The following is a 16,513-nucleotide window of genomic DNA, read 5'->3' as shown; positions in this document are numbered from 1 at the left end:
CCCATGGCCTTTCGGCGACCCTCCACCGGCACCGCCCTGCTCGCAAGCAGCCTGGCTCTAGCTACCGCCCTGGCGTTCGGCGCTCTCCCTGCCCGAGCTACCACGGCGAGCCCCTCGGCTAGTGCCAGCGTCAGCCCCACAGCAAGTGCGTCAGCCAGTGCTACCTCAAAGGCCAGTGCCAGCCCCAGCGCCCTGGCCTCGGTACCCACCATCGCTGCCCCCAAGGGCGACTCTATTCGTGCCCGCGAGTACTGGCTCACCCAGTACGGCTTTACCGACCTGTGGAGTGAAACCACCGGCAAGGGCGTTACCGTCGCTGTCATCGACACCGGCGTGGACGGCACCCACCAAGACCTCACCGGTAACGTGGTGAGCGGCTACGACGCCTCGACCGGAACCACCAAGAACAAGGGCTGGAAGGGTCTGGGCGTTGAGCCCGAACACGGCACCCTGGTTGCCTCTGTGATCGCAGGCCACGGCCATGATGACGGTACCACCCCCGCCAATTCCGGTGAACCCGGCGAGTCCGCAGGCATGATTGGGGTAGCACCCGATGCCACCATTTTGCCTATTTCCCTAGAACTCGGTACCACCAGCGCCACCACCCGCTCGGTTGACGAGCAGATTCCGGACGCTGTGCGCTACGCCGTCGATAACGGGGCCGATATCATCAACCTGTCTGTGGGCTCCGACAAAACCAGCTGGCCCCAATCATGGGACTCAGCCTTTGCCTACGCCGAAGAAAAAGGCGTCATTATTATTGCCTCAGCAGGCAACCGCGGTGCCGGGCTCACCCAGGTCGGTGCCCCCGCCACCATGCCCGGGGTACTCACCGTCGGCGGTGTCGATAAGAACAAGCAGGACTCCTGGTCCTCATCCTCCCAGGGCATCTCTATCGCTGTCTCAGCCCCCAGCGAGTCCATGATTGGCGCTATCCCCAACAACAAGTACGCCACCTGGTCAGGCACCTCAGCCGCCGCTCCCATCGTTGCCGGCCTTGCCGCCCTCATCATGGAAAAATACCCCGACCTGACCGGTAACCAGGTGATTCAGCGCATCATTGCCTCCAGCGACGATGCGGGAGCGGACGGACGCGATGCCCTCTACGGCTACGGCATCATCAACCCCAAAGCCGCCCTCGCAGAATCAACCCCCGACGACACCGACACCAACCCGCTCGGCTCCATGAGCGACTGGATTAACGTCCACCGCAAAAACACCGCCTCAGCCACACCCAGCGCCAGCGAAACCCCTGTGCACCAAGCCGGCGAAACCATCACAGAAGCAGCCGCCCCCACGCCTGTCCGCCCCGTTGAAGACTCCGGCATCCTGCCCTTCATCGTGCTCGCCGCCTTCGCTCTGTGGGTCGGCATCATCACCTTCGGCTCCATCCACCAGCTCACTAACATCATCAAACGCAGCCGTCGCCGCTAGCCCGAGCCCACCTCATCTAGCCTTCATCAAATCTTCCCCCCGGCTTGAAAGGCTAGACACCAGCAGGACGAAAAACGCTCACAGCAAATACCCCGTCCAAAACTATGCTTAAACCCCGCAAAAGTGGCAATATAAGCATGGAGACTTTTTGCCGGAACACCGGCACTACACCAACAGGAAGTTAACTCGCATGGCATTCAACAAGATTGCACAGGACCGCCCCCGCGTCCTCATCGTCGGCGGCGGCTACGTCGGCTTCACCGTCGCAAAGAAGATCCAGAAGGTCATCAAGGAGTCTGGTGGCGTCGTCACCGTTGTCGACCCCAACCCCTACATGACCTACCAGCCCTTCCTCCCCGAAGTAGCTGCAGGCTCCATGGAAGGCCGCAACGCCACCGTACCCCTGCGCCAGCACCTGCGCGACTCAGAAATCATCGGCGGCCGTGTCGTAGCGATCAACCACGCTACCAAGACCGCAACCATCGAACCCATCAACGCCGGTGAAACCTTCGAGCTGACCTACGACGAAATCGTCCTGGGCGCAGGCGCCGTCACCCGTGCTTTCCCCATCCCCGGCCTGGCCGAGGTTGCCATCGGCATGAAGACCGTTGAAGAAGCAGTCTCCGTGCGCAACTGGGTACTCGAGCGCATCGAAATCGCCTCCCTCACCACCGACGAGGACGAGCGCCGTCGCGCCCTCACCTTCGTCATCGTTGGCGGCGGTTTCGCAGGCGTCGAAACCATCTCCGAACTTGAAGACATGGCCCGCGAAGCCGTCAACCGCAACGACCGCCTGCGCATCTCAGACCTGCGCTTCGTCATGGTCGAAGCAGCCCCCCGCATCATGCCCGAGGTCCCCGCAGACCGCGCCGAAAAGGTTGTCGCTGAACTACGCGCCCGCGGTATCGAGGTCCTGCTCAACACCTCACTCTCCGACGCCACCGACGGCCACCTGCAGCTCATCAACATGGGCGACAAGTCACCTGCCGGTGAACTTGACACCGACACCCTGATCTGGACCGCCGGCGTTGCAGCGTCCCCCATGCTCAAGGACACCGACTTCCCTATCGACGAACGCGGCCGCGTCCGCGTACAGGCCGACCTGCGCGTTGCAGGCGATGAGGGCATCATCGAGGACGCCTGGGCAGCAGGTGACAACGCAGCTGTACCCGACCTCTCCGGTGGCGGCGTCGGCGGCTTCTGCGTCCCCAACGCCCAGCACGCCTCCCGCCAGGCCCTCAAGCTGGCAGAAAACCTGCTGGCCAAGCGCCGCGGCGAAGCACTGACCGACTACTACCACGAGACCATCGGCGTCGTTGCCGGCTTGGGTCTGTGGAAGGGTGTAGCTAACTTCAAGGGCAAGACCATCGGCGGCCCCATCGCCTGGCTCATGCACCGCGGCTACCACGGCACCGCTATCCCCACCACCGAACGCACCGCACGCGTCATGGCCACCTGGGCACTCAACCAGATCTTCGGCCGCGACACCTCATCGATCCGTCACCAGCGTTCACCCCGTCGCGCCTTCCAGCAGGCCACCGGCACCGCACCCGAAAAGACCAAGGCAAAGCTCTAGGAACTTTTCTGGTATAAAGGTATAAGCGAAAGCGCTCGCCGGGTAAGGCCCGGCGGGCGCCCGCTCAAGGCCCTATAGCCCAATTGGCAGAGGCAGAAGACTTAAAATCTTTGTGTTCCGGGTTCGAGTCCCGGTGGGGCTACAAAAATGGAGAGTACGTCAAGCGCAAAGCGCAGGCGTACTCTCTCTTTTTTTGTTGCCTGGGTGAATTGGGCGCCCCTGACTAATTGTGTTTGGGCTGAAGGCTTGCGCACCATATTGATAAACGATAGTATCGATAAACAATATGTAAATGGTTGAGAGAGTTCATGTGAACAATCATCAATTAGTCAGAAAGGAAGCGACTGTGTCTACAAGTCCCCTTAGAAAGAAAAGCTTCTGGTCGTTTGACGTTACTGCATTGGCTATGCTGTGCACCCTATTTCTTGTCACTTACGTACTGAATGTATTTGTAGATCAGAAATTTCATACTTTCCTGAGCCCGGCAGTTGAAGGTGGCGTCAGCTTTGACCTTGCAGCTGGGGGTCCCTTTGCATACTTAATGACAGGTTTTGTGCTCAAATCGGCGAGCCTGCTGGTTGCTATTTGGGGGATGTGGTCCACGCTGAATCGCATTAAGAATGGTCAGCTGTACACCGAAGAGACATCAAAACGTGCGGTTGTCGTTGCCTATGCGGTACTCGGGTGGCTGGTTGGCAGTGGCATCGAAGGTATGGGTAATAATTTCCTTGCGCACCGTCTTGACCTGAACGACCAGTGGAGCGGTGGTCTACTTACCAATACTTCAGTCATGGTCCTTGTCTTCCTGCTGCTTGCGATGCTGTATGTCCTGCAGGGGTCGATTCGTCAGGCAATTGAGCTTCAGGAAGAGGTTGATGACCTTGTCTGAACCGGTTGAAAAGAGCAGCAAATACATCCACTGTAATTTGGGTGTTTTGCTTGATCAGCGTTCTATGACGTTGCTTGAGTTGTCAGACCGGGTTGGGGTGACAGTTGCTAATCTTTCTAAGCTCAAAAACAATCGTGCGAAAGCTATACGGTTTAGTACGCTCCTTGCGATTTGTGATGTTCTAGAATGCTCGCCGGGCGACCTCTTGAGTATCGGGCGGCAGTAGATGCCGCTATGTTCACCCCATTCTTTTTCTCTTGACCCCGAGATAATCTATAGGGTCAAGAGAGAATGAGTAGGGTGAACTTCTAGGCTCGGGAAAAAGACGGCACCCGAGTGGTGGATGCAGGCTCTAAGGTGTTCGATAGAGTAGAAGCTATGAAGACACCTCATCTCTACGCTGTTGACCTCGATGGAACCCTGCTCACCGACCACAAAACCTACAAGCACGAGCAGCTGGACCGCGTCCTGACCCTGCTAGCTGAACAGGGCTCCTACCTGGCGGTAGCAACGGGTAACCAAATGCCAAAAATCGAGGAATACCTGGCCGGGCATGAACACCACAAGAATCTGTACTACATCGCAGAGAACGGTGCCATTATTCATAACCAGGGCACCGATTTAGCCCTGTGGGGTTTTACCCCTGAACTGGTCCAGCAGTGCCTGACCGCCCTCGAAGGCTTCCCGGCCTTGGGACTTATTCTCTCCTCCCGACACTATTCCTACGTGCCGACCGACCGACTAGCGACCATCGCCGGACGTGTACATGAACAGGTCACCAAGGTCGGCATTGACCTGCCCGGCTGGGACCCGGAAAACCCCATCACCGCGATTCGTCCTTTCTACCCCAACGTAGAAGCCATCGACGACCCCACCACCATCACCGAAACTATCGTCAAGATTGCTCTGAACGCCGACCCCAATGAGGGAATCTACGAGACCATCGAAAAGCTACACGATGCTCTACCTGACGGAATCGCAGCGACCTCCAGCGGTTTCGGGGCTATCGACCTGATTCTGGAGGGCAACCACAAGGGTCACGGCCTAGCCTGGTTGGCGAACCACCTGGGGCTGAGTGCTGAACAGACCACGGCCTTTGGCGACTCTGGCAACGATCTTGAAATGTTCCGCTACGCGGGGCGCGCTATTGCCATGGAGCACTCCGACCCAGCCCTCGCCCCGGTCTCAGACCTAACCATTGGCTCCAACAACGACGGGGCCGTCCTCGACTTCCTCGAAGCCGAACTCACCGCCTAATCCCAGCCTCTCACGCCCTGAGAAAAACGGGAAGAAAAGCCGGCCAAGATTCGGTAGGGTAGAGTACAAAACTTTTACCACGACTACTTATTACCACTAGGAGACAACAGCCGTGGCAGGTAACCCCCTGATCAACAACATGACTAAGCCCGCTGGCGACCCCCGCTTCGGACAGTTCGGTGCTGGCGGCACTACCACCGCCAACCCCTACGGCCAGCAGCCCCAGACCCCCTACGGAACCTACCAGCAGGGTAGCTACACCCAGCAGGCCCCCTACGGGTACGAGAACCAGCAGGTATCAGCTGGCCAGCTCAACGACATGTACAACGTCGGTACCGCTGGCCCCGTCGATACCAACCGCATCACCATCAACGACATCATCATGAAGACCGGCCTGAACCTGGGTCTGGTCGTGGTGGGCGCTGTACTCGCCTGGTACATGCCCATTCTCATGTTCGTTGGTTTCATCGGCGGCCTGGTACTGGGCTTCGTCAACGCCCTGAAGAAGAAGGTCTCACCTGCCCTGGTTATGACCTACTCGGTCATGGAAGGTCTGCTGGTTGGCGGTATCTCTCGCATGTTCGAGGCCTCCTACCCCGGTATCGTGCTTCAGGCTGTGATGGCGACCGTCATTGTATTTGCAACTATCCTGGCGCTCTATAGCTCCGGTAAGGTGCGGGCAACCCCCAAGATGACCCGCTTCTTTATGATTGCGACGATTTCCTACGCTGTCTTCTGCCTCATCAACCTCGTAGCCTCACTCTTCTTCGGCTTCAACGCACGCGGCGTTGAGGTTATGGGCATCCCCCTGGGCCTGATTATCGGTCTCTTTGCCGTCCTGCTGGCCACCTACTCCCTGCTGCTCGACTTCACCCACGCCTCTGAAGCTATCAAGATGGGTGCTCCTGAGCGCGAATCATGGCGTATCGCCTTCGGCCTGATCGTATCACTGGTCTGGCTCTACATCGAGATTCTGCGTATTCTCTACTACGTTCGCGCTATGGCCGACGACTAAAACCTAGACTCTTCCTAGAGCGCTAGAGATAGAACCCTCGCCCGGGGCAGAAGCAACTGTGCTTCTGCCCCGGGCGAGTTTCATCACGCTTGTGCCCGGGATACGAGCTAGCTCGGGGCAGATAGTAAGGAAACGTGGGAAGATAGAAAGTATGAGTGTCACTATTTCTGAACCCCCTGCCCGGCCGACCGCATCTGACCGTCAGGTGCCCTTTGCCCTGCAGATTGCAGCGGCCTGGTCCTGGCGTCTAATGATTGTGGGCATCGCGGCCGCAGCCCTCTACTGGATGCTGGCTAAGATCTCCCTCATCGTCATTTCGATTATGATTGCGGCTCTGCTTGCTGGCCTGATGTCGCCGGTGGTCTACTTCCTCCGCCGTAACCGTATCCACGCCGGTATTGCCACCGCAATTACCGAAGTCGGCCTGATTGCGGCTGTCGTGGGTCTACTCGCCCTGGTTGGCCAGCAGCTCACCGCAGGCTTCTCGTCCCTCTCAGACCAGGTGGTTGAGGGCTGGAACCAGATTGTAGCCATGCTCAATAACCTGCCCATCGACCTGGGGGCAGACAAGATTGACCAGTACATCAGCCAGCTGGTCACCACCTTGCAGGACAATACGTCCAGTATTCTCAACGGCGTGGCCAGTGTAGGTTCTACTGCAGCCGATATCGGCACCGGCATGGTGATCGTGCTCTTTACCCTGATCTTCTTCCTCATGGAAGGCGAGAAGATCTGGCTCTTTATCGTCAAGCTTTTCCCCCGCAACGCCCGCCGCGCTGTAAACGGTGCTGGCCGCCGCGGCTGGAAGTCCCTGGTCTCCTACGTGCGTGTTCAGGTCTTTGTGGCAGCGGTTGATGCCGTTGGTATCGGTCTCTCCGCCTTCTTCCTGGGTGTCCCCCTGGCCCTGCCCCTGGGCGTCCTGGTCTTCCTGGGTTCCTTCATCCCCGTGGTGGGTGCACTGCTGACTGGCGTTATCGCCGTCCTGCTGGCCCTGGTCGCCAACGGCCTGGTCAACGCACTCATCATGCTGGCCATGGTGCTAATTGTGCAGCAGGTTGAATCCAACATCCTGCAACCCCTGGTCATGGGTAAGGCCGTAGCCCTGCACCCCCTGGCCGTTGTTATCGTGGTGGTTGCCGGCTCCATGCTCTACGGCATTGTCGGCGCCCTCTTCGCCGTACCCGTCCTGGCAGTGCTCAACACCGTTATCAGGTACCTAGCTGGCCGCGAGTGGGAACACGACCCCGATATCCGTGAAGAAGAGTTCCTCTACCCGCACGAACAACGCCGACGCGAGAAAAAGGCTATCGCTGAGAAGGTCAAGGAACGCCTAGAGCGCATCAAGGAAGCCGAAAAGGTCGACGAAGACGCCCTCGAAGCCATCAACAACGGTGCCCAGAAATAAGACAAGACGAGGTAACGATGCAAGCACCCGCCCCGGTAGAGCTCTCCGTGAGCCTAAGTCAGGTTGAAGACGCAGCCCGCCTGCTCGATGGCGTCATTGAGCGCACCCCCGTAGCCCACTCCCGCGCCCTGAGCGAGCAGCTTGGCTCCGAGGTCTTCCTCAAATGTGAGAACCTGCAGCGCTCTGGCTCATTCAAGGTGCGCGGTGCCTACGTACGCATGGCTAAGCTCACCGAGGCTGAAAAAGCCGTGGGTGTGGTGGCAGCATCAGCAGGCAACCACGCCCAGGGCGTGGCACTGGCAGCTTCCCGCCTGGGCATCGCGGCTCGCATCTACATGCCCCAGGGTGCGGCCCTGCCCAAGATCGCAGCGACCCGCAGCCACGGGGCCGAGGTCGTGCTACACGGTGTTAACGTGGACGAAGCCCTTGCAGAAGCCAAACGCTACGCCGAAGAAACCGGCGCTGTCTTTGTGCACCCCTTCGACAACGAAGACATCATCGCCGGCCAGGGCACCCTGGGCCTAGAAATCCTGGAACAGGTCCCGGACGTCGACACCATCTTGGTAGGCGTCGGCGGCGGCGGTCTCTTGGCCGGGCTCTCCATCGCGGTGCGCTCGCTCGAAGAAAAACTGGGCAAGAAGATCCGCATCATCGGTGTGCAGGCCGAGCACGCGGCAGCCTACCCGCCCTCCCTCGCAGCAGACGCCCTGGTGCCCCTGAAAAAGGTCTCCACCATTGCGGACGGTATCGCGGTGGGCCGCCCCGGCCAGCTCCCTTTCACCATCATCAAGAACCTGGTGGACGACGTGCACACTGTCTCTGAAGACGAAATTGCCCGTGCCCTCATCTTCCTGATGGAACGCAACAAGCTGGTCGTTGAACCGGCTGGCTCGGTCTCTGTAGCGGCGCTGATGAGCGGCTCCCTCAAAGAAAAGTACGGCGACCTGGGCACCACGGTTTGCCTACTTTCGGGCGGCAACATCGACCCCATGCTTATGCTCAAGGTGATTCAGCGAGGCCTGTCTGCTGCGGGGCGCTACATGACCATCAAGCTCATGCTCAACGACCGTCCCGGCGAGCTCACCACCATCTCCCGCATCATCTCGGAGCACGACGCCAACGTCACCGGCGTGGACCACACCCGCCTGGGCGGCGCCCTCTCCATGGGCGATGTTTCCATCACCATCGACATGGAAACCAAGGGTGTAGAGCACTGCCAGGAAGTCATCGCGGCCCTAGAAGCTGAGGGCTATAAGCCGATCGTGGTCTACTAAAGAGCAGATTGCTAAAGCGCAGGATATGTGCCTTTGCCTGCGACCTTCTCACCGGTTCGCTGCGCTCACAAGTGATTCACGCCAGCCCCGAGAGCCAGCAGGCTGCCGGCAAATATCCCTGTGCCTGAATCCTGCCGTTGAAGGTAAACCGAAGCCCGGGCGTCCGTCCCTACAGAAGGAGGAAGGACGCCCGGGCTTCGGTCTATCTGCCTGCGGGCAGGTTTAGCCCTGGAAGGGCTTAGCAGAGACGATCTTGACGGGAATCTGCTTACCGTTGGGGGCTTCGTAGGAGAGATCGTCGCCTACCTTGTGGCCGTTGATAGCGGCGCCCATGGGGGACTTCTCGGAGAAGACTTGCAGGTCGGTGCCGCCGACCAGGGTGTCGGCTACTTCGCGGGAACCGAGCAGGAAAGTCATGGTCTTGCCCGCGATGTTCGCTTCAACGACCATGCCGGGCTCAACCACGCCGTCGTCGGCTGCGGGCTTGTCTGAGACCTGGGCGGTTTCGAGCAGGTGCTGCAGCTGCTTGATACGGCCCTCGTTCTTGCCCTGCTCTTCGCGGGCTGCGTGGTAGCCGCCGTTTTCCTTCAGGTCGCCTTCGTCGCGGGCTGCTGAGATACGGTCGATGATTTCCTGGCGGTAGGGGCCTGAGAGGTGCTCAAGCTCAGCCTTGAGCTTGTCGTAGGCCTCCTGAGTGAGCCATGCGCCTTCGTTTTCTGCCATGTGTTTACTCCTTGTAAGCAAGGCCCCGCAGCCGGTGTGGCTGGGGACCGTGGGGGGCGGACGGAGCGGAATGCCCCGTGTAAAAGGTCAGTCGTGAGCCTAGTCTACCCATAGGCGGGGTAAGCTCCCTAACTTTACCCCTAGAGAGAAAGGGAATTAGTCAACTTTCCAGCAGCTATCGACGGTGGCTGTGGTTGCTTCGCCCAGTACCCTGAACTGCACGGTCTGCACCGAAATGCCGTTGCCGTTTTCATCGGCGTAGGGGCCAATGGCGACTTCCTTCCAGCCGACGGGGGCACCTGCGGTGTTGAGGGCCTTGACCGCGCAGACCGCGGTATCTTCGACCCGTTTGCTGACCTCAAAGGTTACTGAGACTTCGTCGGCACTGGTCAGGGTAAAGCCAACGTCGCGGCCGGTGGGCTCGTCGCTGGAGTCAGCCTGCACCCAGAACACAAAGGCGCCCCCCACAAGTACCGCTACCAGGGCCAGTGCATACCAGAACCACTGGGGCAGGGGCCGGCGCTGGCGGACGGTGCCGTAACGGGCAGATAGGTCAGGGGCGGTCATCAAGCCCACACCTTTCATACGGGGTAATAGAGAAAACGAGGAGCCCCACCACGCCAGGTAGAATTGACCAGTGTCTTTGAATGCGGGTTCCTCCTCATTTACGATACCCCAAACATTACTCGAGCCACCTTCGCACTAATGGAGTTTTGCATGAGCAACACTGAATCACCCGCACCCGGCTTTGACCCATCCCTGCTAGCACCGCTAAAGGACGACTACACCGGCCTGCGTATTCTGGCGGTCCACGCCCACCCCGATGATGAGTCCTCAAAGGGTGCCTCAACCATGGCAGCCTACGTGGCCCGCGGGGCCCGCGTCATGGTGGCATCAATGACCGGTGGCGAGCGCGGCGACATCCTCAACGAGGCAGTCAACAGCAACCCCGCCGCCCACCGCGACCTGGCAGGCGTCCGCCGCGCCGAAATGAAGCAGGCAGCCGAGGTTCTCGGTATCGAGCACCGCTGGATCGGTTTCGTCGATTCGGGCCTGCCAGAGGGTGACCCCCTGCCCCCGCTGCCCTACGGTTCCTTTGCTAGCCTGCCGCTTGAACAGGCGTCCGCCCCGCTCGTGCGCCTGGTGCGTGACTTCAAGCCCCACGTCATCCTCACCTACGACGAAATCGGCGGCTACCCCCACCCCGACCACATCATGACCCACCGGGTCTCCGTAGAGGCTTTTGAGAAGGCAGGGGACGCAGACACCTACCCCGGCACCGGCGAGCCCTGGCAGGTCTCAAAAATCTACTACGACCGCGCCTTCAACTTTGACCGAGTCATGGCCTTCCACAGCTACCTCGAAGGTGCCGGCCTCGAATCCCCCTTCGCCCAGTGGATTGCTATGTCGATGGAAGAAGACATTGAGGGCCACCGTCCGCCGGTTTCCCGCCACCAGACCACCACCCGCATCTCCTCAGTAGACTACTTCGAAAAGCGCGACGCGGCCTTGCTCGCCCACCGCTCCCAGGTAGCTCCCGACTCCCTCTTCTTCGCTGTTTCCCCCGAGATCCAGCGTAAAATCTGGCCCTTCGAAGACTATGTACTGGCCCAAAGCCGCGTTGAGAGTGAACTGCCCGAAACCTGCTTCTCCACCGGCATCGACTACCACTCCTAAAGACAGGAAAGGCCCAGCCCCACCGCGTACAATGGGGACTACATGCCCAGCTAGGCCAGCGCCCAGATAAAGCCCTGCACCCAAGACCAGAGGAAGCCGTGACCGTGTTAGCCCTGATCCCTCCATCACTTACGATCCTTGCAGCCGAAGCGACCCCCACCGTCATTACCACGGTCAACCCCGACGGGTCCTTCCGCGGCTCACCCGGCATCGTGGGCTTCATAGTCACCTTCTGCCTGGCCATCGCCATCGTGCTGCTGGGGCTTGATTTGACCCGTCGCGCTCGCCGTCTGCGCTACCGGAGCGAATACGCTATTGCTCGTGAGGCTGAGGAGCGGGCGGCTGCTGAGGCTGCGGCCCAGGGGAAAACCGAGGAGCCCGTGCACGCCACCGTGCGCGATGAGGCCGTGGTGGCTCAGGACCACCTGCGCCGCCCCCACTAGGTTCTTGAGGGAAGAGAAAATAAGGACGCCGCACCCGGCCGGGTGCGGCGTCCTTTAGTTTAAAGGTCACGGGTGCGCCTATACAAAGATGCAGAACATCACGGCGATGTAGTGCTGGATAAAGCCGAGCACGGTAAAGACGTGGAAGAGCTCGTGGAAGCCGAAGACCTGCGGGGCCATGGTAGGGCGTTTGGTGCCGTAGAAGACGGCGCCGATGATGTAGCTAGCTCCGCCGGTGGCGATGAGTACGGTGGCGACGGGAGAGACCTGCCAGAAGTCGCCCAGGTAGAAGACCGCCATCAGGCCCATGACAACGTAGATGGGGGTGTAGAGCCAGCGGGGGGCTCCGGTCCAGAAGACCCTAAAGAGAGTGACGGAGAGGGCACAGCCCCAGATGCTCCAGAGCAGGATGGCCTGCTGGGTGCCCTCGAGGAGGGTTAGGGCTACCGGGGTATAGGTGCCCGCAATGAGCAGGGTGATATTAGCGTGGTCGAGTCGCTTGAGGAGCATGCGAGCCCTGGCTGACCAGAAACCGCGGTGGTAGATACCGGAGATGCCAAAGAGCAGGACGCCGGTGAGAGCAAATATGGCGCACCCGATGCCCACCAGGCCCCCGCCAGAGAGGGCGATGAGCACGATGCCGGCGATAAAGGCGACGGGCGCGAAACCCGCATGAATCCAGCCGCGCAGCAGGGGCTTACCGTTCTCGCGGTAGAAATCGATGATTTCGCGTTGCACGTCGGTCAGTCGGTCAAGCACGCCCTGGTGGGGTGCGGCTGATGAACCGTAGGTCTGGGAGCGGTGAACACGTGAAGCCATATATTTAGTATGGCAGTTCAAAATAAGCGCGGTCTAGGGGGGGTAGCTAGAAGCTGAAATGACGGGCAGGGAGCCGGGGCGGACGCGTCCGCCCACCTGCGCAGAGGAGGACAGGGGCCTGCCCGAGCTCGCCTTGCAGGTAGAATGAGCAGGGTAAAGACAACCTGCGACCCTACAACTAGGAGCAGCACATGAAGCTACCGCAGCCACTGTACACGGTGTATGAGCGGTCACTGATTTCTGCGATTCCAACGGAGAAACTGCCCCAGCACATCGGTGTGCTGGTCGATGGTAACCGCCGCTGGGCTGCCCTGCTGGGGGAGAGCACCAAGCACGGCCACGAGGCCGGTGCTGCCCGCATCATTGAGTTCCTGGGCTGGTGCACGGAATTGAAGATTCCGATGGTGACTCTCTACATGCTGTCTACCGAGAACCTGAAGCGCAGTAGCGACGAGCTGAATGACCTGGTTGAGGTCATTGAGGGGTTCGTGGGGCGTCTGACCGCTAGCGGCCTGGCCCGGGTTCGCCCGGTGGGGCAGCTGGAATCCCTGCCAGCGAGTCTGCGCTCTGCTTTTGAGGTCGCTGTTGATGAAACAGCGGCGGTCAGTAGCCTGCAGGTGAACATCGCTGTTGGGTATGGCGGGCGTCAGGAGATTACGGACGCGGTGCGCGGCCTGCTGCGTGAGGCGGAAGCCTCCGGCCGGAGTCTCGAAGAAATCGCTTCGAGTCTGACCAGTGACGATATTTCCCGCCATCTTTACACCAGCGGTATGCCCGACCCGGACCTGCTGATTCGGACCTCGGGGGAGCAGCGCCTTTCGGGCTTTATGACCTGGCAGTCGGCCTACTCCGAGTTTTATTTTTGCGAGGCCCTGTGGCCTGACTTCCGCCGGGTTGATTTCTTGCGGGCCCTGCGCGATTACGCTCAGCGTCAGCGCCGGTTCGGCTCCTAAGACTAGCCGGGGCGGCTATGCTCGAACAGATATATAGCCTAGCGGAAGAAGGGCTGGGCGGACGTTGGCAGGCTGTCTTGGCTGCCCTGCTTTTGGTCTGGGTGTTGGTGTGCTACCTGGTGGCAGCGGTCCGGCTGTGGGTTATTGATGTGCGCGAGCACCGTCTGCCCGACCGTATTGTTCTACCGCTCTATGCCCTGGTGGGCCTACCTCTTTTCGGGTCCATCGTGCTGGTGGCCCCCGACCCCTTTGCTCAAGCGCGGCAGACTGCCTACGGGGCAGCGGTGATGTTTGGCTTGTATGCGCTCATGCGCCTGGCATCCCGCGGGGCACTAGGTCTGGGTGATGTAAAACTGGCAGGAGTTCTAGGTCTTTTGCTCGCCTATTTCTCACCCCTGAACCTGCTCTGGGGTAACCTGCTCATTTTTCTGACCGGCGGCCTATATTCTCTAACGCTCATACTGACTCGTCGGGCTACAGGCCGAACCCATATAGCCTTCGGCCCCTTCATGTTGCTCGGTACCACTATCGCCCTCTTCTTTCCCGCCACCTAGTTAGCCCGCGCGGCCTGCTGCTACGGGCGTCCGCACCGGCACCCGTTCGACGAAAGGACAACATGCCTACCCCACAATTTATTACCGACCTACGAGCCAAAATTGGCTCTGATATGCTCTGGCTTTCGGGCGCTACTGCCGTGATCCAGCGGGATAACGGCGATATTCTGCTGGTGCGTCGCAGCGATACCGGGGCCTGGACGCCGGTGACCGGCATCGTCGACCCCGGCGAGAACCCCGCCCTGACCTGCCTGCGTGAGGCCGAAGAAGAGGCCGGTGTGGTGATTGAGGTCGTAGGCTTTGCCCAGCTGAAAGCCGACCCGCCCATGACCTTTGATAACGGGGACCGCTGCCAGTTCCTCGATCACACCTTCTATTGCCGCTACATCTCGGGGCAGGCACGGGTGAATGATGAAGAGTCGAGCCAGGTGCAGTGGGTGCCGGTAGATCAGCTGGCTAACTATTGCAGTGAGCGCATGCTCGATAGAATCGATGCCGCCCTGAACTGGCAGAGCGGCGCCCGATTCGATCTAGAAACGCGATAGCTAGGCTTCGGCTGAGAGCTTGCGCAGAAGCTCAACCAGCATGGTGCGCTCAACGGGGGTCAGTTTCTCGGCCCAGACGGTTTCAAGCTGGTTCTGCTGGGCAAAGCTAGAGCTGACGAAGTCGGTACCGGCGGGGGTGAGCTCAACAAGGGTGCCGCGCCCGTCCTCGGGGTCCTTAGCCTTGGTAATCAAGCCCTTGGTTTCTAGGGGCTTGCTGATGTTTGAGACAGCAGCCCTGGTCATACCGGTGATATTGGCTAGGGAACTAGCCGAGGTCGCCCCGGAGTGCCAAAGGGCAAAAAGCACCCGGTAGGCCGCCCAAGAGCTGCCAGCTGGGCGGTGCACTTTCGACTCAAAATCGTGGGTAATAGCCACGGATACGCGGTTCAACGACATGGCAAGCAGGGTTGCGTCAACATTGACGGGTATATTGTTCTGGTCGGTAAGATTCTCGCCAACCCGGTCAATAAAAGACCAGTAGGTGTGGTTGCGGGGTGATGGTTCCATTCCTTAAGCCTACTCACTGGGCGGCTGTGAGGGAAAAATAAGCCACCTATTACATTCTTAAAGCGTGTGAGCAGCACCTTTCACCGGTCTAGTCTTGACCGACATGGCGCCGGGGGTTAGTCTCTAAGAAATCCATGAGATAGCCGGTGCAGCGATGAGGCTGCAGAAGGAAGAAACATGCAGACCCACAACAAGGATGTTGTCATTATCGGTGCTGCCCGCACCCCCCAGGGCAAGATTATGGGGGCCCTTTCATCGCTGAGCGCCGTTGAACTGGGCACCCGGGCCCTGGCTCAGGCGCTTAATGCCAGCACCCTAGCCCCTGAACAGGTTGAAGCTGTGATCTTTGGCCAGGTGGTGCAGGCCGGTGCAGGGCAGAACCCCGCCAAGCAGACTGCAAGCGCTGCCGGTATTCCTGTAGCTACCCCGGCGGTGACGGTCAATAGTGTTTGCCTCTCGGGTCTGCGCGCGGTGATAGATGCCGCCCGGCTCATCCGATCGGGTGAGGTTCAGGTCGCTGTGGCGGGCGGCCAGGAGTCCATGTCGCGTGCCCCTTTCTTGCTGCCGGATTTCCGCTCGGGCAGGGTTTTCGGCGCTACCGGCGTGCTCGATGCTGTGGAGCGTGATGCCCTCACCGATGCCCAGAGCGGGGAGTCGATGGGTGTGCTGACCGAGGGGTCTAACGCCCGCTTTGAGGTGACCCGCCAGGAGCAGGACGCCATCGCAGCCGCTTCCCACCGCCGGGCCCACGCCGCGGCGTCCGCCGGGCTTTTTGATGCCGAAATTGCCCCGGTACAGGTGAAAGGACGCAAGGGGCAGGTCACCGAGGTCGGCGCCGACGAGGGCGTGCGTGAGGGAACCACGGTTGAGGTTTTAGCAAAGCTGCGCCCCGCGTTTGAGCAGGGCGGTACTATTACCGCGGGGAATGCCTCCCCGCTGTCTGATGGTGCAGCTGCCTTGGTGCTCTCCACTCGGGAATTTGCCGAAGAAAACGGAATCAAGCCGCTGGCGACCGTCCTCGCATGGGCTAACACCGCTGGCCCCGAGAACGTACTGCACTACCAGCCCTCCCGCGCCATCGCCGCCGCTCTCGATAAGGCCGGGCTCACCGCGGCCGACCTAGACCATGTGGAAATCAACGAGGCCTTTGCTGCGGTCTCTGCGGTCTCTGCTCGTGAACTCGGTCTTGACCTGCAGAAGGTCAACCCCCACGGTGGTGCTATTGCCCTGGGGCACCCGGTGGGGGCATCCGGAGCCCGCCTGGTGGTTCATGCCGCCCATGCCCTCAGCCAGAGCCCCGATGCTACCTACGCAGCTGTTGCCCTATGTGGTGGCGGGGGCCAGGGCGATGCCCTGATTCTTCGCGCAGACTAAATTTCTATAATGAAACAGAATAAGGGTGGGCTCCCCTAAATGGGGAGCCCACCCTTTGTGCGTCCGAT

Annotated in this window: 18 protein-coding genes and 1 tRNA gene; 15 read left to right on the top strand and 4 right to left on the bottom strand. The window is 60.1% G+C overall.

Annotated features, from left to right (window positions below; all coding sequences use genetic code 11):
* Positions 1–3 precede the first annotated feature (3 nt).
* The 9 genes from VSX42_RS06855 (at position 4) to ilvA (ending at position 8,850) form a co-directional block, all read left to right on the top strand.
* A complete protein-coding gene (locus tag VSX42_RS06855; RefSeq protein ID WP_326503579.1) occupies positions 4–1,434 on the top strand; it encodes a S8 family peptidase in 1,431 nt (476 codons plus the stop codon).
* 190 nt (positions 1,435–1,624) lie between these two features.
* Positions 1,625–3,010, top strand: a complete 1,386-nt coding sequence (locus tag VSX42_RS06850) for an NAD(P)/FAD-dependent oxidoreductase (RefSeq protein ID WP_237199316.1) — start codon at positions 1,625–1,627, stop codon at positions 3,008–3,010.
* 68 nt (positions 3,011–3,078) lie between these two features.
* Positions 3,079–3,152: transfer RNA gene (locus VSX42_RS06845), tRNA-Leu, on the top strand.
* A gap of 168 nt (positions 3,153–3,320) precedes the next feature.
* Positions 3,321–3,899, top strand: coding sequence for a DUF2975 domain-containing protein (locus tag VSX42_RS06840; RefSeq protein WP_326503578.1), 579 nt, complete (start codon positions 3,321–3,323; stop codon positions 3,897–3,899).
* On the top strand, positions 3,886–4,125 hold the full coding sequence (locus VSX42_RS06835; RefSeq protein WP_326503577.1) for a helix-turn-helix transcriptional regulator: 240 nt from the start codon (positions 3,886–3,888) through the stop codon (positions 4,123–4,125). Before VSX42_RS06840 ends, VSX42_RS06835 begins: the two co-directional genes overlap by 14 nt.
* Positions 4,126–4,277: 152 nt before the next feature.
* On the top strand, positions 4,278–5,156 hold the full coding sequence (locus VSX42_RS06830; RefSeq protein WP_326503576.1) for an HAD family hydrolase: 879 nt from the start codon (positions 4,278–4,280) through the stop codon (positions 5,154–5,156).
* A gap of 112 nt (positions 5,157–5,268) precedes the next feature.
* Positions 5,269–6,171 carry a Bax inhibitor-1/YccA family protein gene (locus VSX42_RS06825; RefSeq protein WP_326503575.1) on the top strand — a complete coding sequence of 301 codons (903 nt, stop codon included), beginning with the start codon at positions 5,269–5,271 and terminating at the stop codon, positions 6,169–6,171.
* Positions 6,172–6,322: 151 nt separating this feature from the next.
* A complete protein-coding gene (locus VSX42_RS06820) occupies positions 6,323–7,576 on the top strand; it encodes an AI-2E family transporter (RefSeq protein ID WP_326503574.1) in 1,254 nt (417 codons plus the stop codon).
* Positions 7,577–7,593: 17 nt separating this feature from the next.
* Positions 7,594–8,850, top strand: coding sequence for a threonine ammonia-lyase (ilvA, locus tag VSX42_RS06815; RefSeq protein WP_326503573.1), 1,257 nt, complete (start codon positions 7,594–7,596; stop codon positions 8,848–8,850).
* A gap of 222 nt (positions 8,851–9,072) precedes the next feature.
* On the opposite strand, the gene greA is transcribed toward ilvA, so the two are convergent.
* Together greA and VSX42_RS06805 are read right to left on the bottom strand one after the other, a co-directional pair.
* Positions 9,073–9,573: a transcription elongation factor GreA gene (greA, locus tag VSX42_RS06810; protein ID WP_326503572.1), complete on the bottom strand. Its 501-nt coding sequence runs from the start codon at positions 9,571–9,573 to the stop codon at positions 9,073–9,075.
* 156 nt (positions 9,574–9,729) lie between these two features.
* Positions 9,730–10,140, bottom strand: coding sequence for a DUF4307 domain-containing protein (locus VSX42_RS06805; RefSeq protein WP_326503571.1), 411 nt, complete (start codon positions 10,138–10,140; stop codon positions 9,730–9,732).
* A 150-nt stretch (positions 10,141–10,290) separates the two neighbouring features.
* On the opposite strand from VSX42_RS06805, the gene mca reads away from it, so the two are divergent.
* Positions 10,291–11,250, top strand: coding sequence for a mycothiol conjugate amidase Mca (mca, locus tag VSX42_RS06800; RefSeq protein WP_326503570.1), 960 nt, complete (start codon positions 10,291–10,293; stop codon positions 11,248–11,250).
* A 98-nt stretch (positions 11,251–11,348) separates the two neighbouring features.
* Positions 11,349–11,693: a hypothetical protein gene (locus VSX42_RS06795; RefSeq protein ID WP_326503569.1), complete on the top strand. Its 345-nt coding sequence runs from the start codon at positions 11,349–11,351 to the stop codon at positions 11,691–11,693.
* 78 nt (positions 11,694–11,771) lie between these two features.
* On the opposite strand, the gene trhA is transcribed toward VSX42_RS06795, so the two are convergent.
* On the bottom strand, positions 11,772–12,512 hold the full coding sequence (gene trhA / locus VSX42_RS06790; protein ID WP_326503568.1) for a PAQR family membrane homeostasis protein TrhA: 741 nt from the start codon (positions 12,510–12,512) through the stop codon (positions 11,772–11,774).
* Between the two features lie 191 nt (positions 12,513–12,703).
* Between trhA and VSX42_RS06785 the strand changes: the two genes are divergently transcribed.
* The 3 genes from VSX42_RS06785 to VSX42_RS06775 all read left to right on the top strand — a co-directional run bounded on the left by VSX42_RS06785 (position 12,704) and on the right by VSX42_RS06775 (position 14,564).
* Positions 12,704–13,465, top strand: coding sequence for an isoprenyl transferase (locus VSX42_RS06785; protein ID WP_326503567.1), 762 nt, complete (start codon positions 12,704–12,706; stop codon positions 13,463–13,465).
* Positions 13,466–13,482: 17 nt separating this feature from the next.
* Positions 13,483–14,019, top strand: a complete 537-nt coding sequence (locus VSX42_RS06780; RefSeq protein WP_326503566.1) for an A24 family peptidase — start codon at positions 13,483–13,485, stop codon at positions 14,017–14,019.
* A gap of 62 nt (positions 14,020–14,081) precedes the next feature.
* On the top strand, positions 14,082–14,564 hold the full coding sequence (locus VSX42_RS06775; RefSeq protein WP_326503565.1) for an NUDIX domain-containing protein: 483 nt from the start codon (positions 14,082–14,084) through the stop codon (positions 14,562–14,564).
* On the opposite strand, the gene VSX42_RS06770 is transcribed toward VSX42_RS06775, so the two are convergent.
* The gene (locus tag VSX42_RS06770) at positions 14,565–15,071 is read right to left on the bottom strand and encodes a MarR family winged helix-turn-helix transcriptional regulator (RefSeq protein ID WP_326503564.1); all 507 of its coding nucleotides are present in this window, start codon (positions 15,069–15,071) and stop codon (positions 14,565–14,567) included.
* Between the two features lie 177 nt (positions 15,072–15,248).
* On the opposite strand from VSX42_RS06770, the gene VSX42_RS06765 reads away from it, so the two are divergent.
* Positions 15,249–16,445, top strand: coding sequence for an acetyl-CoA C-acyltransferase (locus tag VSX42_RS06765; RefSeq protein WP_326503563.1), 1,197 nt, complete (start codon positions 15,249–15,251; stop codon positions 16,443–16,445).
* Positions 16,446–16,513 lie beyond the last annotated feature (68 nt).

The organism is Rothia nasimurium (genome assembly GCF_035916755.1).
Lineage (GTDB): Bacteria > Actinomycetota > Actinomycetes > Actinomycetales > Micrococcaceae > Rothia.
The sequence above is the reverse complement of the archived record's forward strand: the minus strand, read 5'-3'. Positions and strand labels throughout refer to the sequence as shown.